Source organism: Candidatus Pelagibacter sp. Uisw_137 (assembly GCF_047720245.1).
Classification (GTDB): domain Bacteria; phylum Pseudomonadota; class Alphaproteobacteria; order Pelagibacterales; family Pelagibacteraceae; genus Pelagibacter.
Map to the genome: position 1 here is coordinate 599,373 of NZ_CP159811.1, position 19,210 is coordinate 618,582.

Here is a 19,210-nt window from a genome sequence, read left to right on the forward strand (position 1 = left end):
ATTATGATCAAAAATCTATCAAAACCTTTTAAATGGTTTTTTCAATTAGAAGCAGCAAGTGGACTTGTATTATTAATTGCTGCAATTATTGCTCTTGTGATAAGTAATTCTAGTTTTAGTAATTTATATTTTGATACTTTAAACCAATACCTGTTTATTGGTATTAATGATTTCGGTTTAAAACTTTCCGTACATCACTGGATTAATGATTTATTGATGGCAATTTTCTTTTTCTTTGTAACACTAGAAATTAAACGAGAATTTATTCAAGGTGAGCTTTCTAATTTAAAAAAAGCGTTACTTCCAATCATTGGAGCTGTTGGAGGAATGGTAGTCCCTGCTCTAGTCTATATTTTTATAAACTTCGGGAATTCGGAAACATTAAATGGTTGGGCAATTCCATCAGCTACAGACATAGCATTTTCACTAGGAATTTTATCCTTACTTGGTTCAAGAGTTCCAATTTCTTTAAAAATCTTTTTAACGGCTCTTGCTATTATTGATGACCTTGGTGCGATATTGATTATCGCTTTTTTCTATTCTGGTGATTTAAGTATAAGCTATTTAAGTTTAATCTTAATCTCATATATTTTATTACTTACCTTAAATAAATTTGGTATTAAAAAGTTTATTCCCTATTTAATAATTGGTGCCTTTATGTGGTTATTCACATATAAATCAGGAATTCATGCAACAATAGCAGGTGTTCTTTTAGCTACGACTATACCTCATAGAATTAAAGACAAAGATTTCTCTTTGTTAATTAAACTTGAGCATGCAATAAGTCCTTATGTTGCTTTTATGATAATGCCTATATTTGCATTCGCTAATGCAGGTGTGTCTTTAGAAGGATTATCATTATCATCTTTATTAGAACCAGTTCCATTGGGAATTCTTTTAGGGTTGTTTGTGGGTAAACAAGTTGGAGTTATGCTTATTTCTTTCTTTGCAGTTAAATTCGGTGTGGCTCAGATGCCTGATAAGTCTAACTGGTTAAGTCTATACGGAGTTTCAATATTAACAGGTGTTGGTTTTACAATGAGTTTATTTGTTGGAAACTTAGCCTTTGCTGAAAATATTCAGTATATAGATGGTGTAAAAATTGGTGTTCTTGCAGGATCATTACTTTCTACAGTATTTGGATATTTTATATTATTGTATGCTTCTAAAAAATAATTCATGCTTTATAAAAATAATTTATTAATCTTACTAATTATATCTATGTTCACATTTTTTGAAAAAGTTGACGCTAAATATGAAAAGCTATTTTTTGATCACTCAATAAAGAATATTGATAATGAAACTATTGATTTAAATCAATACAAAGGAAAAACTATACTTTTAGTAAATGTTGCTAGCAAATGTGGCTTTACTAAGCAATATACGGGCCTGCAAGACCTTTATGAAAAATACAAAGACAGAGGTTTTTATGTAATTGGTGTTCCATCAAATCAGTTTGGTGGACAAGAACCAGGGTCTAATTCTGAAATTAAGGATTTTTGTGAAACTAATTTTAATATTACATTTCCAATAACTGACAAAACAGATGTTAAAGGTGAAGATGCCCATGATTTATATAAATGGGCAAAAAAAAACTATGGTAACTCGACTGTTCCTAAGTGGAATTTTCATAAAATTTTAATTAATAAAGAAGGAAAAATACAAGACACGTTCAATTCTTTTATTACACCAATGTCAGACAAAATAACAAAACAAATAGATTTAATTCTATAATTCGACAGTCAAACCATCAAAACCAGGAATAATATTTTTAGGTAATCTTTTTTTAAGTTTGGCGTAATCTAAATCGCTATGCATATTTGTTAATATAGTTTTTCTAGGAGTAAGGATTTTAACTATTTCCAAAACTTGATCTAAATTGAAATGCGCTGAATGATTACGGTACCATAGACAGTCAATAATTAAGTATTCTAAATTTTTTAATTTTTTGTAATCTTTCTTAAAGAATAAACTAATATCACTTGCATAGGCTAATTTATTATTGATTAGATAGCATATACTTTTAATTTTTCCATGCTGAACTGGTATTGATTCAATTTTAATTTTTTTATTTTTATTTGTAAATTGATGTTCTTTTTTAAGACTATTAATATTTAAAGTAGATGGATAACCATAAGATGATTTAAAACAATATTTAAAAGTTGAAAGTAAATATTTCTTAGTATTAGAGTCTGCATAGACTGGAATTTGTTTCTTGTTTATTAAAAAAAATGGACGCAGATCATTGATACCATGTGTTTGATCTCCGTGAAGATGTGTATAAAAAACTTTATTAATAGATTTAATTTTATTTTTTAGAAGTTGTGACCTCAAATCTGGAGATGTATCTATTAAGATATTTTGATCGTTAAATTTAATTAAAGCAGAACATCTTGTTCTAAAATTTTTTTTATTTCTTAAATCACAATTACCAGAATATCCATCTGCTCTAGGTACACCCATTGAACTACCACTACCCAAAATGACAAATTTAAGAGACATTATAGTTTGAAAAGTTTATTAAAATTTTTAGTAGTTAAATCAGACATTTCCTGATTAGTCTTTTCTTTTAGAATAGATAATTTTCCTAGAGTATATTTGATAAAACTTGGTTCATTTTTTTTTCCTCTCATGGGTATTGGGGCTAAAAATGGGCTATCAGTTTCAACAAGTAGTTTATCTAAAGGAATATTTTTAAAAGTTTCCTGAAGGTCTAAGCTATTTTTAAAAGTAATTATCCCACTTGCAGAAAAAAATGCATCTAATTCAAGTAATTGATTTACAAAATTTAATGAACCAGTAAAACAATGCATTAAAATTTTAAGTTTTTTTGATTTATATGATTTTAAAATTTCATATGTTTCATCTTCAGCATTTCTAGAATGTATGATAATAGGCATATTAAGGTGAATAGAAGCCTCTATATGAGCTTTAAAGCTATCGATTTGCCTTTCTTTGTTACTATGATTATAAAAAAAATCTAAGCCCGTTTCGCCTATACCAATAATTCGCTCATTTTGATTTATTTGATTTATTATATAATTTTTATCTATTAAATGGCTTTCCTCAGTTTCATGGGGATGAATACCAAAAGTTCCATAAATCATTGGGTCGATTTTAATAATTTTTTTGATCTTATCAAAACTTTCTACTGTAGTGCATATTGTTAATAGTTTTGAGATACCAACTTCTTTAGATCTTTTTATAATATCACTTAAATTTTCAAGTAAAGGTTCGTGATCTAAATGACAATGAGAATCAATCATTTTTCTTTTCAATTTTTTTAAATAAAATATCTATTTTGTTGATAGGCTTTCCAGACACAAGATAATCATGTTTTGCAATTGATTCAAAATTAATTGCATCAACATTTAAATTAAAAATCTTTAAGGCTTTTTCTATTGAACTTGGAATTATTGGATAGAGCATGAATGAAATTTTTCTAATCATTTCTAAAGATGTATAGACAATTGTATTTAATCTATCTTTATCACCTTTCTTTTTCCAAGGTTCTTGATCATTAAAATACTTATTTGCTTCAAATAAAGCACTAACAATGAAATTAATATAATAATTAATATTTTGATTATCAATTTCAGTACGTATTGCATCTAAATTATCAGTAAATTTATTTAGCATAACTAAATCTTCATCATTAAATTTTGTATTATCTGGTACTAATGAAGAGCAATTTTTCTCAGCAAATGCAGTCACTCTTTGACATAGATTTCCATAATTATTAGCCAAATCACTATTGATACAATCCTCTAATCTATCTTGTGAAATATTACCATCATTTCCAAATGAAACTTCTTTAATCAAATAATATCTTAAGGGATCAAGTCCATAAATTTCAATAATATCTAAGGGATCAAGAATATTTCCTTTTGATTTGGACATCTTTTCATCACCAGATAAAATCCAGCCGTGACCATATACTTTTTTAGGTAAAGATATTTTTGCAGCCATTAAAAATGCAGGCCAATACACTGAGTGAAATCTTAATATATCCTTACCTATTAAATGAACAGATGCAGGCCAAAATTTTTTAAATAGTTCATCATTTGTATTTGGGTAGTTTAAAGCGCTTATATAATTAGTTAGAGCATCGAGCCAAACATAAATTACATGATCTGGACTATTGGGAACTTTAATACCCCAAGAGAATGCTTTACGGCTTATAGAGAGGTCTTTTAACCCACCTTTTACAAAACTAATTACTTCATTTTTTCTTGATTTTGGTGAAATAAAGTCTGGATTTTTTTCATAATAATTTAGTAATTCATCCTGCCATTTAGATAATCTAAAAAAATAAGACTTTTCTTCTATCCATTCAACTGGAGAACCAGATGAAGTAGCTATCTTAATGTTTTCTTTTTCACTAATTTCTTCATCACTATAATAAGCTTCATCAGAAATAGAATACCAACCAGAATATTTTGATAAATAAATATCGTCATTTTTTTCAAGCTCATTCCATAGATGTTGAACTGTTTTTTTGTGTCTTTCTTCAGTAGTTCTAATGAAATCAGTATTAGATAAATTTAATGTTTTTGAAAGATTTCTAAATGTTTGACTAATTTCATCACAAAAAGTTTGAGGATCAATTTTCTTTCTCTCTGCTGCTCTTTGTATTTTTAAACCGTGCTCATCAGTACCTGTTAAAAAATGAACATTGAAACCATCTATGCGTTTGAATTGGCAAAAAAATCAGCAGCAATACTTGAGTATGCATGACCCATATGAGGTTTCGCTGATGGATAATAAATTGGTGTAGTTATATAATAATTTTTATCCATTTATAATAATCTTGATTTAAATTCTAAAAACAAACTTTCTTCATCTAGATTAAATTTTTCCGTATCATGAATCTTTTTTATAAATTTTTGATAAAAATTAATTAATGAAATCTTTGTATTTGTTATCAAATATCTTTTCAAAAAGAATAACTCGATAAGATTTATTAATAAAATTTTAACAGGTTTATTTTTTTTATAATAATTATTTTCTATTATTGAACTTATAAAACTTGAAATAGTATGATCTTTTAAATTAATTGATTTTTCTTCAGCAAAATTAAACAAACTAATGATTTCACCAGGAGTATTATAAAAACTTAGTAAGTCATAATTAATAAATTCAAGTACATTTTTTTCAAGTATTAAATTTGAGATATTTATAGAACTATCAAATGTTAAACTAATCTTAAATGTTAAACATCTTGATTTTAGCGTTGGTAGTATATTTTTTTCACTATTATTTATTAAGATAAAAAAAACATTTTCATTTGGCTCTTCAATAATTTTCAGTAATGCGTTAACAGAATTCTTATTTAGATTTTCAACATTATCTATTAAAATAAATCTTGCCATATTATTAAATGTTGATTTATTTGTGTAATTAATCATTTCACGTATTTGACCTACATCAATGCTCTTTTTTTCAGTTAATAGATCTATTAAATAGAAATTAGGATGGGAGTTATTTTGCAAAAGTTTATAGGATTTATTATCCTTATTGATGCAAAAATTTTTTAAATTATATTTGTGCTCCTCATTTTCGGATAAAATATAGTTGATTAAATGATAGGCTAATGTTGATTTTCCTGATCCTTTTTTCCCAGACAGTAAAATTTTATTAGGCAATTTTTTTTGCTTATATAGTCCACTTAATTCATTAAAGAAATTTTCCATACCGTAAATTTTAGTATTTTCTGATGGTTTTAAATTCATAAGTTTAAATTAAGTCTTTAATTTTATTTAATATTATATTTTCATTAAGATCTATATCTAGATTTGAATTTATTCTAATATATTTTTTAGGATTTTTTTTTAATATCTTTATAAAACCATTTTGTACTTTTTCATAAAATTTGCTGTTAAATTTATCGTATCTGTTAAGCTTTTTTCTTAGTCTAAGTCTTTTTTTCATATTTGATAAATTTACTGTATTTAAAAAAGTAAAATCAATTTTAATATTTTTTAAAAGATGATCGTTAATATTTTGTATAAACTTAAGGTTTACACCCATACCATAATGTTGGTAGGCGATAGTTGAATCTGAAAACCTATCTATCAGTATTATTTTTTTACCAATATTTTTTCTTATAATTTCTATATTTTCACTTCTTGCAGAAAGATAAAGTAGTAAATCAGTTTCTTTATTAAATGTAGATTTGTTATTGAGAATAAGATTTCGTATTTTTTCAGAATTTGCACTACCACCTGGTTCTCGAATTTTAATAAATTTAATTTTTTTACGTGTTAAGTAATTAGCAACATTTTTAATGTGATAAGATTTGCCTGTCCCCTCTATACCTTCAAATACTATTATTGGTTTTTTAGACATCACCCCAAATTAAAAAATTAATTGATTTCATTAACCTTGAAAAAACATTTAATTTTTTAACATCTTCATAAGCAAGTAGATTATATTCTTCAATAAGTTCACCATCATAAGTTAACATTAGTTTTCCTAGAATATCATCTTTTTTAATAGGAGCTTGAATTGGACCATTATAGTTCAAAGATAACTTTAATAGTTTTTTTTTTGCTTTTGGAATAGTTTTATAAATATCTTTTTTTATATAAGTTTTAACAGTATCTTTTTTACCCAACCATACGTTTAAATCTTCTATTGGTGTGTTTGCTTTTGTGATTTCAACCAGGTCAAAATTACTTAAACCCCATGTTAAAAGTTTGGCACTTTCACGAGATCTATCATTTTTAGTATTGAAGCCACTACCTACCGCTATTAGTCGTCTTCCATTTCTTTCTACAGATGATGCTAGTGAATATTTTTCAACAGCTAAATAACCAGTTTTAATTCCATCTGCTCCAAGGCTTTTATACAATAGAGGATTTCTATTACCTTGAGTAATTGGGTCACCCCCAGTTCTATCCCAAGTAAATTCCTTTTCTGCAAAATATTTATATTCTTCAGGAAATTCTTTAATAAGATATCCAGACATAATCATAATATCTCTTACAGTTGATACGTTTTCTGTATTATTAATACCTGATGAATTAGCAAAATTGGTATTTTCCATTCCTATTTCTTTAGCCTTAGCTGTCATCATCACTGCAAATTCATCCTCTGTACCAGCTATACCTTCAGCTAACGCAACACAAGCATCATTACCAGATGCAATGATTATTCCCTTAAGTAAATTTTCCACACTAACTTCATCACCAACCATTATGAACATCGAAGAATAGCCAGCTGACGAAAGTCTCCAGGCATTTTCAGATACTAAAAATTTTTCATCTAAATTTAAGTCACCACTTCTAATTAAATCAAATGCAATAATGGTAGTCATAATTTTTGTCATTGATGCTGGATAAATTGATTTATCAGCATCTTTTTCAAATAATATTTCACCTGAAAGATAGTCTTGTAATATTGCTGTTCTTGCCTTTATATCAAACGCAGCATTAGCATTAGTTGTAAGTAAGAATGTTAATAAAATTGTTATAAGTCTTAATTTAATCATTTTTTATAATTTCGATATTTTCAAATTCAAGCATGCTTATATCATTAAATGAATTTTGTAGAGTGTTAATGTTATTAAAAGGACCAGCATATACTCTATATTTTTTTTCATTAATTTTTTTGATTTTAATATCCTTAATCACTGTTTCTTTAATGATTCTATCAACTAGTAATGATGCTGTATCATTAAAATAAAAATCAGCTATTTTTATTTCATAAGAAAATTTGTTACTTATTTTATTTTTGATTTTTGTTTTTCCAATATTAAGATCATTAATTTTAATATTATTAACTGGAGCCTTGCTAGCAACATTTTTTTCTTCTTCAAATATTTTCGCTCTTTTTGCTACAAATACTGAGTTTTGTAGTACTTCTAAAATTTCTACATAAGGTTCATTTTCATTCAAACTTATTCCATCTGCTATTCTCAATGATAATACTGCATTATTAAATAAGGGATAATCAGCATTATTGCCAACAGTGCCTATAATAGATTTATTGTTTAAAATATTTGTAATTTTAACAATTGTGTTTTTTTTTAAATTTTTTTGAAAAACAACTAAGCTTCGTTCATCAATTTTTTTTGAAATAATCTTATTATCATAAAGTTTATCATTATAAATGAGGCTAAATCCTTTATTTATAAATGGATTGTCTAATGAATTAGAACTTTTGTTTTTTGTTAAGTTTGTTGTTGTGCAGTTATTTAACAAAATGAAGCAGCATAGAATTAATAGTTTCTTATAAAGCATTTTCAAATTTTTCCTTTAAAGTACATACTGCCAGACCAAATCGTAAGGATCTATTCCATTGTAGTATTTTTTCATAATTTTCAAAAACTATGTAGGCTGGATCTAAATTTTGAGCATCAGGTATGATATCTTTGTCTGGTGTTATTATTGATGCAATCAAATTTTCGTCAACAACATTAAAACTATCCTCATTAATTAAATATTTTTTTAATAGCTTAAACTTATTTTTATGGTGAAGTTTTTTTGCAGATATATTTAATATATTGTTAGGTATATTTTCTTTTAATTTAACTTTTATGAAACAAGGCTGGTTTTTTTTCCATCCTATTATATTTATATAGTTAGCTGCAGATGCAAATGAATCTATAGTTGATTTAAGCTCAATAATATTATTTTTATCATAGTCTATGGCATACCTATCTATTGTAGAGGGCATAAATTGAAAAAAACCAAAGGCTCCTGCCCATGAACCATATAAAATATCATGGTCTATTTTTCCTGCATCTATTAATTGAAGAATTGTAATTAACTCTTTTGTAAAAAAATCCGATCTTCGTTTATCATAGCTTAAAGTTGCCAGTGATGACAATATATCCATTTTTCCTACATAAGTTCCAAAATTAGTTTCTATGCCCATTAGTGCTAAAAGTAATTCTTTCTCAACAGAAAATTTATCATCTATCAAATTTATGAAATCTTTATTTAATTCATAAAGTTGAATGCCCATACTTACTTTTTGTTTAGAAGTCCTCTTTGATATGTATGTTTTTGTATCTTCATAGAACTCAGGTTGAAAACGGTCATACTTTATCACCTTAGGTAAAAACACAACATCAGACATTGCTAGATTGAATGTATTTTCTGAAATTTTTTTTTCTAAAGCATAAACTTTAAAATTTACCAGCCATTCATCAAATTCTTTTTCATTAGCATTTAATGTTCCATGGATAATTGTGAAAAATATAATTATAAAATATTTAATTATTTTCATATAAATCTTTTAAATAAATAATTACAGCAATCCATATTAAAATGAAACTTAATGATTTATCAAAAGAAAAAGCCTCATCATAATAAAAAAAGCCTAATAAAAACTGAAATGTTGGAGTTATATAGAAAATCATTCCAGTGGGTCCAAGACCACACAGCTCAACACCTCTTACGTATAGAAATAGAGGTATGACAGTCATTGGTCCAGCTAACATTAATATAAACATCAACGAAGGATCATTCAAACTAAAGATATTTAGATTATTTTTAAAAAGTAAAAAAAATGCAAATAAAGCAAACGGTAATATGAAAAGACTTTCTATTAAAAGACCAACATCAGTATCAACATTAACTTTTTTTCTAAGAAGGTTGTAAAAACCCCAACTTAGAGCAACAATTATTCCGACCCAAGGGATTGAGTGAAAACTTTTAAATAAGAGAAATAATATGGATAACAAAACTAGCAGTATGGAAAGACCTCTTCTTTTATTTATTTTTTCACCATAAAAAATATATCCTAAGAATACACTTAAGATAGGCATAATAAAATAACCAAAACTCGCATCAATAATTTTTTCTGTACCTACAGCATAAATCCAAGTTGCCCAATTTATAAAAATTAATAAACTTGAAAAAAATAAATAAATTATGCTCCTTTTATTTTTCATAATTTCGAAAAAAACATCCCATTTAGAAAAATAAAAAGTAGTTATTATTAAAACTACAGATGTCCATACGCAACGATGGATCACCACCTCTATAGACCCGGCAAAAGAAATATACTTAAAGTAAATAACACCAATAACACCCCACCAAAAAGATCCTAATGCAGTTAATCCTATACCTTTATTGAATTTTTGCTTTTCCATAGTAATAAAATTATACCTATAAAATGATTATCTGTTTAATTTATCAATTTTATTGTTGAATTAAAAATTTATAATAATAAAACGTTGCTAACGGAGAGATGGCAGAGCGGTTGAATGCACCGGTCTTGAAAACCGGCAAAGGGGCAACTCTTTCCTGAGTTCGAATCTCAGTCTCTCCGCCACTATTCACTTGCATAATTATAATTTTTAAACATTTCTGAAACTTTATTTAATTTAATTTGAATTGTTAAATTTTGACCTTGATTAAATTTATAAAGATTTTCATCATCACAATCTAACAAATCACATAAAAGTTTTAACTCTTGTTCATTATATTGATCAATGTATTTTTTAGTAAATGAACCTAGTAAATTATCCATTTCCTTAGTGCCTCTATAGTTGGCTCTATAAATTATTTTATTTTTTAAATCCTTTATATTAATGGTCATAAAATTTAATATATTATACCTAACATGAAAAATAAAAATAATTATGATTATTTATTGGCTGATCTAACCAAATTAAATGGTGTGGGTAAAAAAACCATGGAAATTTTGAAGAAAAAAAAAGTGAATAATATTTTTGATCTACTGTGGAGGTTACCTAAATCTTATACTGACAGAACACTTGTTAGTAAAATTTGTGATCTTCAAATAGGTGTTATTCAAACTATCAGAATTGTTCCACTAAAATATCAATTTCCAAGAGTTAGAAACTTACCTAATAGAGTTAATTGTATTGATGAAACTGGAAAGATTGATTGTATATTTTTTAATAGTCACGAGGGATATGTAAGAAAAATTTTACCATTAAATGAAGAAGTGACAATTAGTGGCAAAATAAGTAATTATAAAGGACGATATCAAATAACAAACCCCACATATATTTCACAAGACAGTTCATTAATTGAAAACATTGATAATAAGTACTCATTAACAGAAGGTATTACTGAAAAAACTTATAATAAAATTATTAATCAAATTTTAAAAAACTTACCTATTTTAACTGAGTGGCACGACAAAGACATACTAAAAATCTTCAATAATGAAAGTTGGAATGAGTCAATAATAAAATTACATGATCCAGAAAATATTGAAAATTATAAATCCAATTTTTATAAAAGACTTGCATATGATGAAATACTGGCATCATTTTTAGTTAATTCAGAAATCAGAAAAAAAATTAAAAAGATAAAAAAAATTTCAAAAAATTTTAATGAAAAAGCTCATAACAATATAGTTAATAAATTAGATTTTACTCTCACTAATGATCAAAAAATTTCATTAAATGATATTAATAAAGACCTAAATTCTAAAAGTAAAATGTTTAGACTTTTGCAAGGTGACGTTGGAAGTGGCAAAACTATTGTTGCATTAATTTCTTCATTAAGTGTAATTAGTTCAGGGTTCCAAGTTGCATTAATGGCCCCTACTGAAATATTAGCTAGACAGCATTATAGTTTGGCAAAAAAACTATTTCCTAAAAATATTAAAATTGAATTACTTTCCAGTAAGAGTGAAAATAGTAAAAAAAAAAGTATTGTAAAAGAATTAGAAAACAACGAAATTCAAATGGTATTTGGTACACATGCAATTTTTCAAAAAAAAATATTTTTTGCAAACCTTGGTTATATCATAATTGATGAACAGCATAAATTTGGAGTTAGGCAAAGAAAGCTTTTATCGGATAAGGGTGGTGATAATTGTGATGTTCTTTTAATGTCTGCAACACCCATTCCAAGAACCCTAACTATGTCAGTTTATGGTGATATGGATGTTTCTATTATTAAAGAAAAACCAAGTAATAGAAAAGAGGTTAAAACTTATAGTAAATTAGAAAGTAAAATGGATGATGTTATTAATTTTGTTAAAAAAGAAATAAAAGAAGGAAACCAAATTTTTTGGGTATGTCCCTTGATAGAAGAATCAAAAAAGTTAGATCACCAATCATCAGTTACTAAATACAAATTTCTTAATGAAATTTTTCCAAACAATGTTGCATTACTTCATGGAAAAATTGACAATGAAGAAAAAGAAGAAATATTGAATAAATTTTTAAACAAAGAATATTCAATTTTAGTTTCAACAACAATTATAGAAGTTGGTATTGATTTCCCTAATGCCAATGTAATCATAATAGAAAATGCTAATAAGTTTGGATTGTCTCAGTTACACCAATTAAGAGGAAGGGTTGGACGTGGAACAAAACAAGCGAGCTGTATATTGATGTTTAAGTCTAATTTAAGTGTCAATGCCAAAAAAAGGATTAATATTTTAAAGAACTCTAACGATGGTTTTAAAATTTCAGAAGAAGATATGAAGTTAAGAGGTTTTGGTGATTTACTTGGATTTAAACAGAGTGGTGTTAAAAATTTTAAATTAGCAGACCCTATTCAAAATGAAGATTTGTTTTTAATGGCAGAAAAACAAATTAAAAAAATAGAGATAGAGAATATTGATATTAAAAAATATAAAGCATTACTGAAACTATACGATCAAGCAGATATAATTAATGATATGGTTTAGCTTTTAGGCTTAGAAGTTCCCGCTGAAACTATAAATTTTGATGCTTCCTCAAATGTCATATCTAGATAAATCAAATCATCTTTTGGTATCATTAGTAGAAAACCACTCGTTGGGTTAGGTGTTGTTGGAACAAATACATTAACCAAGTTAATATTTGTTTTAGCTTTAATTTCGCCTGTATTTTCTTTGGTGGCAAAACCTACGGCCCATGATCCTTTTCTTGGATATTCAACAAGTACAACACTTTTTTTATTACCCTCTTGTTCCCTAAATAAGTCTGTCATTTGACCAATAGCAGAGTAAATAGTTCTTAATATTGGCATTCTTTTAAACAAATCATCTACTACTTGTAAAAATTTTTTACCAATAAATGTTAAGGAAAGACCACCAACAACTGTAATAAAGACAATTGTTAAAATTATTTCAATACCTGGAATTGCATACGGAAGATAAGTATTCGGATTTAGTCCCGAAGGTACTAATTTTGTTGAAAAATTAATTAAAAATTTGCTTAGATAAAGTGTAAAACCAATTGGAATTAAAACAATTACACCAGTAAAAAAATAGTTTCTTAATTTTAGTGCGAATGATTTTTTCTTCTTAATAGGCATAAATAATTTAGCGAAAACTAGAATAAATAACAAATGAAACAGCTATAATGAAAAGTACAAGTAAGATTTTATTGTTTAAATTCATAAAAGTATATAATTATACTATTATCAAAATTTTAGTAAAATGAATAGAAGAAAATTTTTAAATTACGTTGGGTGCGGATGTTCAAGTCTAATGGTTGGTGCCTGTTCTACAGCGCCAATAACAGACAGAAGACAATTAAAAATTATACCAGAATCTAAATTAAACGCTCAAGCAGCACAAATTTTTGAAAAGGTTAAAGAAAAAGAAAAAATGAGTGGTGACACTAAAACGCTCAATGAAATTAAAGATATAGGAAAAAAAATGGAAGAATCTATATCTGAATATTTTTATAGAGCTGGTCTAAACGATCCTACTGTTAATTTTAATTGGGAATATATTTTAATAGATAATAAAAAAGTTAAAAATGCTTGGTGTATGCCTGGTGGTAAAATTGCTGTCTACACAGGCATTCTTGATGTTACTAAAAATACAAACGGTTTAGCCTCAGTTATGGGTCACGAAATTGCACATGCTGTTGCAAAACACTCTGTAGAAAGAGCTAGCAGAGGCGTGCTCTTAAATACTAGCACACAACTTATAGATATATTTACTGGTGGAAGACTATCACAAGTAAATAGAGTAACAGGTATGAATACTGTTGGTTTACTATCACAAATAGGAATAATGAATCCTTTCTCAAGGACACAAGAAAGTGAAGCAGATTACTTGGGTATGATTTTTTCTTCATTGTCAGGATATGATATAAGAGAAACTAAAAAATTATGGGAACGAATGAAAGCAGAAAACAAAGGCAAAGAACCCCCTCAATTTATGAGCACACACCCATCATCCTCAAAAAGAATAAAAGATTTATCAGAATGGGAAAATAGTATCATTTTAGATTATCCACCAATTACAAGTAGCTAATATACAAGGGATTATTTTAGTGGTGAGCCCTGATGGACTCGAACCATCGACCCATTCCTTAAAAGGGAATTGCTCTACCAACTGAGCTAAGGGCCCACATAAAAAATAATAAAGTTGAGATAAATGTTTCTTTTTATTTAATTTTAAAAAAAAACTTTTGGTGAAGCCTTCTTTAAAATTTTTAAATTTCTTTACACTTAAAAATTTAAACAATAAAAAAATATCAAACTTAAATAATTTTTATTACCAAAAAACAATTATTTATTCCATAACATCACAAATTGCAAATATTTAAATTACAATTTATCAATGTATTCGTCATGAAATTTATCAAATGTACCTTTTTTAATATTTTCTCTAATAGAAGACATTAATTCTTGATAAAAGTTGATGTTATGTAAGGTTAAAAGTGTAGAACCCAGTATTTCATTCGTATTAAAAAGATGATTTAGATAGTTTTTTGAATACTTGTTAAGATTTAGATTTGAACAATTAGGATCAAGAGGTTCATTGTCATTTTTAAATTTATTATTTTTAATATTTATACGACCTTTCCATGTAAAGGCTAAACCGGTTCTTCCAGATCTCGTAGGCATTACACAATCAAACATATCAACACCCCTCTTAACAGCTCCCAGAATATCAGCTGGCGTCCCTACACCCATTAAATATCTTGGTTTATCATCGGGCATAACATTTTTTAAATCATCCAGAACAATAAACATTTCATTTTGACTCTCTCCTACTGCAAGACCTCCAATCGCATAGCCATCAAAACCGATTTTGATTAATTCATTAAGAGATTTAGTTCTTAAATCTTTAAATAAACCGCCCTGGACTATTCCAAATAAAGCTTTGTGTGGGTTTAAACCAAAAGCTATTTTGGATCTTTCAGCCCAATATATGGATAGTTCCATAGATTTGTTTATTATATCATAATTGGTAGTTTTTTTGGGACACTCATCCATGATCATAACAATATCTGAGTCTAACCCTCTTTGAACTCTAATGCTCTCTTCGGGACTTAATATGAATTTTTTACCATCTACATGAGAGTTAAACATTGCACCTTTTTCTCTGTTTACTTTGTTTAATTTTGAAAGTGACATAACTTGAAACCCACCAGAATCTGTAAGTATTGGAAGCTTACAATTCATAAACTTGTGAAGCCCACCTGCAGATATTATTCTATCCACACCAGGTCTAATCATTAAATGATAGGTATTAGATAATATTATTTCAGAACCAGTTTTAATAACATCATCAATAAGGCAAGCTTTTACAGTTGCTTGAGTACCAACCGGCATAAAAGCTGGTGTTTGAATGTTCCCTCTATGGGTTTCGATAATACCAGTTCTGGCAAATTTATCATTTTGAATGACATTAAATTTGAAATTTTTTAATGTCATTGAAATGTGTATTAATATTATTTAAAGGTAATAATTTTATCTGGGTTAGAAACGGAACCGTTATTATTTTGGTCTCCTCTTTTAATTTTATCAACTAGCTCCATACCTTCAACAACTTTACCAAAAACAGTATATTGTCTATCTAGGAATGATGACTCTTTAAAACAAATAAAAAATTGACTATTAGCACTATTTGGATCTTGTGATCTAGCCATAGACAGAGTTCCTCTTTCATGAGGTAAGTCGCTAAATTCTTCTTTAAGATCTGGTAAATCAGAACCACCCATTCCTGCTCTTTTTAAATCAAATTGATCATTAGAAGAGTTACCAAATTGCACATCTCCTGTTTGAGCCATAAAGCCATCAATTACCCTGTGAAAAACAACACCATCATATTTTCCATCTTTGGCTAATTGTTTAATTCTTTTAACATGATTAGGGGCAACATCTTCAAAAAGTTCTATTTTAATGTCTCCATCTTTAAGTTTTAAAATCATTATATTCTCCTCTGCGATTATATTGTTGGTTAGTATAAAAAATAAAATTAAAAATTTTGTTATAAATTTATTCATATTTCTCTTTTAAAGACTTTATTGTACTTTTTGTAGTAAATTTTTTTATATCACCTTTTAGTCTCACTATTTCTTTAACAAATCTTGATGAAATAATTTGATTTTCAACATCAGACATTAAAAAGATTGTTTCTATATTGCTATTTAATTTTCTATTCATTCCAGCTAATTGAAATTCATATTCAAAGTCAGATACAGCTCTTAGACCTCTTAAAATAATATTAGATTTGTATTGTTTACATAAATCAGTTGTTAATGATGTGAATGAAATAACTTCAATTATTTTTTTATCAAACTTTAAATCAACAAATAGAGCTTTTTTAATTAACTGTATTCTTTCAAGTGAATTAAAAAGATAATTTTTATTAGTACCATCAGAAGCAGCAACAACAACTTTATCAAATAACTTTAAAGCTTTTTTAATTACATCAATATGACCAAAGGTTATTGGGTCAAATGTTCCAGGATATACGACAACTTTTTTCATTACTCCAAGTTATCATCAATTTTTATTGCTGAAACAACTTTTTCATCACCAGATAATTTGATAATTCTTACACCTTGAGTATTTCTTCCTGCCGTTCTGATTTCTTTAACAGCAACTCTAATCACTCTTCCTTTATTAGTTGAAATCATTACATCATCACCTTCAATAACTGGAAACGACGAACATATACTACCGTTTCTCGGTGAGTTAATAATTCCAATTATGCCCTTACCGCCTCTATTGGTAACTCTATATTCATTGTTCAAAGTTTTTTTGCCATATCCATTTTCTGTAATAGATAAAACAAATCTTTCCTCAGATTTAGAATCTTTTTTTGTCTTTTCTTTATTTGCAATTGAAAGAGAAACGATCTCATCATTAGGTGATAACTCTATACCCTTAATACCTTTAGAAGATCTACCCTTAAATATTCTTAGTTTTTTAAACTCAAACCTAATGCATTTACCATTTTTTGTACTTAACATTACATCTTGAGCATCCTTACAAATTTCAACACCTACAATTTTGTCATTAGGATCTAATTTTATTGCAATTTTTCCAGCTGAATTAATTGAAGAAAAGTCTTCTAAACTATTTTTTCTAACTTTGCCTTTTGCAGTAGCAAAAACAATTTGAAGATTTTTCATATCGCTCTCATCATCAGGAAATGGCATTATTGAACTAATAGATTGATGATTTTTTAAAGGTAAGATGTTGAATAGAGATTTACCTTTTGATGTAGTTGATCCCTCAGGTATTTTCCAAGCTTTAAGCTTGTAGACAAGTCCTTCTGTTGAAAAGAAAAGAACGGAAGTACGAGTATTAACTGATAAAGTTTGAACCACAAAATCTTCATCTCTCGTTGTGATCCCAGATTTTCCTTTACCACCTCTTTTTTGTTGTTTGACACTACTTAAAGCTCCTCTTTTAATATATCCCTGAAAAGTAACTGTAATAATCACTTCTTCTTTTTGAATAGTCTCTTCAATATCATAGTTTAAAACGGCATCTATAATTTTAGTTCTTCTTGGAACTGCAAACTTTTCTTTGATAGTTTTAAGTTCTTCACTTATTACGTTTAAAAGTTCTTTTTTAGAATTAATTATTTTTTTATAACCTTTGATCAGGTCAGCTAATTTTTTAATTTCAACTTCTATTTCATTAATACCAAGAGCTGTAAGTTTTTGAAGTCTAAGTTCTAAAATAGCAATTACTTGAGGATCGGTTAGTGAGTATAAATTTTTTCCCTTCTTATCTTCAACAAGTGAAATTAGCTTTAAAGATTTATTTATTTTCCACTTAGTGCTTAATAATGATTTTTTCGCATCATCGGGAGTTTTTGAAGACCGTATAATTTTTATAATCTTGTCTAAGTTCTCAACAGATACTGATAATCCAATAAGGATGTGTGCTCTGTCTTCAGCTTTTTTTAAATCAAACTTAGTTTTTTTGATTACTACATCTTCACGGAATGCTAAGAAATTTGATAAAAATTCTTTTAAATTACAAATTTTAGGTTTGCCGTCAACAATAGCTAAAGTGTTAAAACCAAAAGAGCTTTCTATAGATGTATTTTTATAAAGTAATCTTTTAATAGTTTCTGGTTCAACACCATTTCTTAAATCAATAGCAACTCTAATCCCTTCTCTGTTAGATTCGTCTCTAATATCTTTTATTCCCTCTATTTTTTTCTCTCTAACAAGTTGGGCAATTCTCTCATTTAAAACTGATTTATTTACCTGATATGGTACAGAAGTTATAACGAGCCTCTCTCTACCATTTTTTTGTGCTTCAACACTAATTTCACCTCTAATTTTAAATGACCCACGACCTACATTATATCCAGCTTTAATAATTTCTTTTCCAATGATGACCCCACCTGTTGGAAAATCAGGACCTGGTATATGTTTCATTAACTCTTTAATTTTAACATCTTTATTTTCAATTAAAGCTAATGTTCCATCTATAATTTCACCTAAATTATGTGGGGGAATGCTTGTAGCCATTCCCACAGCAATACCACCTGCACCATTTACTAGTAAATTAGGATATTGAGCAGGTAAAACTGTTGGTTCTTTTTCAGTTTCATCGTAATTACTTTTATAATCAACAGTATTTTTTTCTATATCATCAATTAAGTATTGAGAAACTTTAGCTAATCTTGTTTCCGTATATCTCATAGCCGCAGCTGGATCTCCATCAATAGATCCAAAGTTACCTTGGCCTTGAACAAGAGGTAAACTCATAGAAAAATCTTGAACCATTCTGACAAGAGCGTCATAAACAGATTGATCTCCATGTGGGTGATATTTACCAATAACATCACCAACTATTCTTGCAGATTTTCTAAATTGTTTTGACCAATCGTAGCCACCTTTATACATGGCAAATAATATTCTTCTATGAACTGGTTTAAGTCCATCTCTAACATCAGGAAGAGCCCTACTCACAATTACACTCATTGCATATGATAAGTACGATGAGCTCATCTCATCATGCATTGAGATAAGTTTAATATTTTTGTCTTTAGGTATTTCTGTGTCTTTCATAGA

The 19,210-nt window shown here is 27.5% G+C and carries 18 protein-coding genes, 2 tRNA genes and 1 pseudogene; 5 read left to right on the plus strand and 16 right to left on the minus strand.

Annotation, left to right across the window (positions count from 1 at the left end):
- The first annotated feature begins 3 nt into the window (after positions 1 to 3).
- Together nhaA and ABXT61_RS03290 are read left to right on the plus strand one after the other, a co-directional pair.
- Positions 4 to 1,176 (plus strand): Na+/H+ antiporter NhaA, encoded by a 1,173-nt coding sequence (gene nhaA, locus ABXT61_RS03285; protein WP_415315844.1) that lies wholly within the window; start codon positions 4 to 6, stop codon positions 1,174 to 1,176.
- Between the two features lie 45 nt (positions 1,177 to 1,221).
- Positions 1,222 to 1,734: a glutathione peroxidase gene (locus tag ABXT61_RS03290; RefSeq protein ID WP_415315845.1), complete on the plus strand. Its 513-nt coding sequence runs from the start codon at positions 1,222 to 1,224 to the stop codon at positions 1,732 to 1,734.
- Here ABXT61_RS03290 and ABXT61_RS03295 read toward each other — a convergent pair.
- The 9 genes and pseudogenes from ABXT61_RS03295 to rarD all read right to left on the minus strand — a co-directional run bounded on the left by ABXT61_RS03295 (position 1,729) and on the right by rarD (position 10,102).
- Positions 1,729 to 2,502 (minus strand): MBL fold metallo-hydrolase, encoded by a 774-nt coding sequence (locus tag ABXT61_RS03295; protein ID WP_415315846.1) that lies wholly within the window; start codon positions 2,500 to 2,502, stop codon positions 1,729 to 1,731. The genes ABXT61_RS03290 and ABXT61_RS03295 overlap by 6 nt on opposite strands.
- On the minus strand, positions 2,502 to 3,266 hold the full coding sequence (locus tag ABXT61_RS03300; protein ID WP_415315847.1) for a TatD family hydrolase: 765 nt from the start codon (positions 3,264 to 3,266) through the stop codon (positions 2,502 to 2,504). Before ABXT61_RS03300 ends, ABXT61_RS03295 begins: the two co-directional genes overlap by 1 nt.
- A pseudogene (metG, locus tag ABXT61_RS03305) lies at positions 3,259 to 4,799 on the minus strand (methionine--tRNA ligase). The gene ABXT61_RS03300 and the pseudogene metG overlap by 8 nt, the downstream one beginning before the upstream one ends.
- The gene (locus tag ABXT61_RS03310) at positions 4,800 to 5,732 is read right to left on the minus strand and encodes an AAA family ATPase (protein ID WP_415315848.1); all 933 of its coding nucleotides are present in this window, start codon (positions 5,730 to 5,732) and stop codon (positions 4,800 to 4,802) included. It lies immediately after the preceding pseudogene.
- A gap of 4 nt (positions 5,733 to 5,736) precedes the next feature.
- The gene (gene tmk, locus ABXT61_RS03315) at positions 5,737 to 6,348 is read right to left on the minus strand and encodes a dTMP kinase (RefSeq protein WP_415315849.1); all 612 of its coding nucleotides are present in this window, start codon (positions 6,346 to 6,348) and stop codon (positions 5,737 to 5,739) included.
- Positions 6,341 to 7,492, minus strand: a complete 1,152-nt coding sequence (locus ABXT61_RS03320; RefSeq protein ID WP_415315850.1) for a D-alanyl-D-alanine carboxypeptidase family protein — start codon at positions 7,490 to 7,492, stop codon at positions 6,341 to 6,343. Before ABXT61_RS03320 ends, tmk begins: the two co-directional genes overlap by 8 nt.
- On the minus strand, positions 7,485 to 8,243 hold the full coding sequence (locus ABXT61_RS03325; RefSeq protein WP_415315851.1) for a hypothetical protein: 759 nt from the start codon (positions 8,241 to 8,243) through the stop codon (positions 7,485 to 7,487). The genes ABXT61_RS03320 and ABXT61_RS03325 overlap by 8 nt, the downstream gene beginning before the upstream one ends.
- A complete protein-coding gene (locus ABXT61_RS03330) occupies positions 8,233 to 9,234 on the minus strand; it encodes a lytic murein transglycosylase (RefSeq protein ID WP_415315852.1) in 1,002 nt (333 codons plus the stop codon). The genes ABXT61_RS03325 and ABXT61_RS03330 overlap by 11 nt, the downstream gene beginning before the upstream one ends.
- Positions 9,221 to 10,102, minus strand: a complete 882-nt coding sequence (rarD, locus tag ABXT61_RS03335; protein ID WP_415315853.1) for an EamA family transporter RarD — start codon at positions 10,100 to 10,102, stop codon at positions 9,221 to 9,223. The genes ABXT61_RS03330 and rarD overlap by 14 nt, the downstream gene beginning before the upstream one ends.
- Positions 10,103 to 10,194: 92 nt before the next feature.
- On the opposite strand from rarD, the gene ABXT61_RS03340 reads away from it, so the two are divergent.
- Positions 10,195 to 10,284, plus strand: a tRNA-Ser gene (locus ABXT61_RS03340).
- On the opposite strand, the gene ABXT61_RS03345 is transcribed toward ABXT61_RS03340, so the two are convergent.
- Positions 10,285 to 10,551, minus strand: coding sequence for a succinate dehydrogenase assembly factor 2 (locus tag ABXT61_RS03345; protein ID WP_415315854.1), 267 nt, complete (start codon positions 10,549 to 10,551; stop codon positions 10,285 to 10,287). It lies immediately after the preceding tRNA gene.
- Positions 10,552 to 10,575: 24 nt separating this feature from the next.
- On the opposite strand from ABXT61_RS03345, the gene ABXT61_RS03350 reads away from it, so the two are divergent.
- Positions 10,576 to 12,627: an ATP-dependent DNA helicase RecG gene (locus ABXT61_RS03350; RefSeq protein ID WP_415315855.1), complete on the plus strand. Its 2,052-nt coding sequence runs from the start codon at positions 10,576 to 10,578 to the stop codon at positions 12,625 to 12,627.
- On the opposite strand, the gene ABXT61_RS03355 is transcribed toward ABXT61_RS03350, so the two are convergent.
- Positions 12,624 to 13,238 (minus strand): DUF502 domain-containing protein, encoded by a 615-nt coding sequence (locus tag ABXT61_RS03355; protein ID WP_415315856.1) that lies wholly within the window; start codon positions 13,236 to 13,238, stop codon positions 12,624 to 12,626. The two genes, ABXT61_RS03350 and ABXT61_RS03355, sit on opposite strands and share 4 nt — an antisense overlap.
- A gap of 124 nt (positions 13,239 to 13,362) precedes the next feature.
- Between ABXT61_RS03355 and ABXT61_RS03360 the strand changes: the two genes are divergently transcribed.
- Positions 13,363 to 14,190, plus strand: a complete 828-nt coding sequence (locus ABXT61_RS03360; protein WP_415315857.1) for a M48 family metallopeptidase — start codon at positions 13,363 to 13,365, stop codon at positions 14,188 to 14,190.
- A 20-nt stretch (positions 14,191 to 14,210) separates the two neighbouring features.
- Here ABXT61_RS03360 and ABXT61_RS03365 read toward each other — a convergent pair.
- The 5 genes from ABXT61_RS03365 to gyrA all read right to left on the minus strand — a co-directional run bounded on the left by ABXT61_RS03365 (position 14,211) and on the right by gyrA (position 19,207).
- Positions 14,211 to 14,286 (minus strand) — tRNA-Lys (locus tag ABXT61_RS03365).
- A gap of 200 nt (positions 14,287 to 14,486) precedes the next feature.
- The gene (gene tgt / locus ABXT61_RS03370) at positions 14,487 to 15,599 is read right to left on the minus strand and encodes a tRNA guanosine(34) transglycosylase Tgt (RefSeq protein ID WP_415315858.1); all 1,113 of its coding nucleotides are present in this window, start codon (positions 15,597 to 15,599) and stop codon (positions 14,487 to 14,489) included.
- Between the two features lie 17 nt (positions 15,600 to 15,616).
- Positions 15,617 to 16,171, minus strand: a complete 555-nt coding sequence (locus ABXT61_RS03375; RefSeq protein ID WP_415315859.1) for a peptidylprolyl isomerase — start codon at positions 16,169 to 16,171, stop codon at positions 15,617 to 15,619.
- The gene (gene coaD, locus ABXT61_RS03380) at positions 16,164 to 16,658 is read right to left on the minus strand and encodes a pantetheine-phosphate adenylyltransferase (RefSeq protein ID WP_415315860.1); all 495 of its coding nucleotides are present in this window, start codon (positions 16,656 to 16,658) and stop codon (positions 16,164 to 16,166) included. The genes ABXT61_RS03375 and coaD overlap by 8 nt, the downstream gene beginning before the upstream one ends.
- Entirely contained in the window at positions 16,658 to 19,207 is a 2,550-nt protein-coding gene (gene gyrA, locus ABXT61_RS03385) for a DNA gyrase subunit A (RefSeq protein WP_415315861.1), read from the minus strand. The genes coaD and gyrA overlap by 1 nt, the downstream gene beginning before the upstream one ends.
- Between the last annotated feature and the right edge of the window lie 3 nt (positions 19,208 to 19,210).

Excerpts from the sequence above, each read along its gene's own strand:
- nhaA (WP_415315844.1), top strand. The coding sequence starts at position 4 with ATGATCAAAAATCTATCAAAACCTTTTAAATGGTTTTTTCAATTAGAA.
- ABXT61_RS03290 (WP_415315845.1), top strand. The coding sequence starts at position 1,222 with ATGTTCACATTTTTTGAAAAAGTTGACGCTAAATATGAAAAGCTATTT.
- ABXT61_RS03295 (WP_415315846.1), bottom strand. The coding sequence starts at position 2,502 with ATGTCTCTTAAATTTGTCATTTTGGGTAGTGGTAGTTCAATGGGTGTA.
- ABXT61_RS03300 (WP_415315847.1), bottom strand. The coding sequence starts at position 3,266 with ATGATTGATTCTCATTGTCATTTAGATCACGAACCTTTACTTGAAAAT.
- ABXT61_RS03310 (WP_415315848.1), bottom strand. The coding sequence starts at position 5,732 with ATGAATTTAAAACCATCAGAAAATACTAAAATTTACGGTATGGAAAAT.
- tmk (WP_415315849.1), bottom strand. The coding sequence starts at position 6,348 with ATGTCTAAAAAACCAATAATAGTATTTGAAGGTATAGAGGGGACAGGC.
- ABXT61_RS03320 (WP_415315850.1), bottom strand. The coding sequence starts at position 7,492 with ATGATTAAATTAAGACTTATAACAATTTTATTAACATTCTTACTTACA.
- ABXT61_RS03325 (WP_415315851.1), bottom strand. The coding sequence starts at position 8,243 with ATGCTTTATAAGAAACTATTAATTCTATGCTGCTTCATTTTGTTAAAT.
- ABXT61_RS03330 (WP_415315852.1), bottom strand. The coding sequence starts at position 9,234 with ATGAAAATAATTAAATATTTTATAATTATATTTTTCACAATTATCCAT.
- rarD (WP_415315853.1), bottom strand. The coding sequence starts at position 10,102 with ATGGAAAAGCAAAAATTCAATAAAGGTATAGGATTAACTGCATTAGGA.
- ABXT61_RS03345 (WP_415315854.1), bottom strand. The coding sequence starts at position 10,551 with ATGACCATTAATATAAAGGATTTAAAAAATAAAATAATTTATAGAGCC.
- ABXT61_RS03350 (WP_415315855.1), top strand. The coding sequence starts at position 10,576 with ATGAAAAATAAAAATAATTATGATTATTTATTGGCTGATCTAACCAAA.
- ABXT61_RS03355 (WP_415315856.1), bottom strand. The coding sequence starts at position 13,238 with ATGCCTATTAAGAAGAAAAAATCATTCGCACTAAAATTAAGAAACTAT.
- ABXT61_RS03360 (WP_415315857.1), top strand. The coding sequence starts at position 13,363 with ATGAATAGAAGAAAATTTTTAAATTACGTTGGGTGCGGATGTTCAAGT.
- tgt (WP_415315858.1), bottom strand. The coding sequence starts at position 15,599 with ATGACATTAAAAAATTTCAAATTTAATGTCATTCAAAATGATAAATTT.
- ABXT61_RS03375 (WP_415315859.1), bottom strand. The coding sequence starts at position 16,171 with ATGAATAAATTTATAACAAAATTTTTAATTTTATTTTTTATACTAACC.
- coaD (WP_415315860.1), bottom strand. The coding sequence starts at position 16,658 with ATGAAAAAAGTTGTCGTATATCCTGGAACATTTGACCCAATAACCTTT.
- gyrA (WP_415315861.1), bottom strand. The coding sequence starts at position 19,207 with ATGAAAGACACAGAAATACCTAAAGACAAAAATATTAAACTTATCTCA.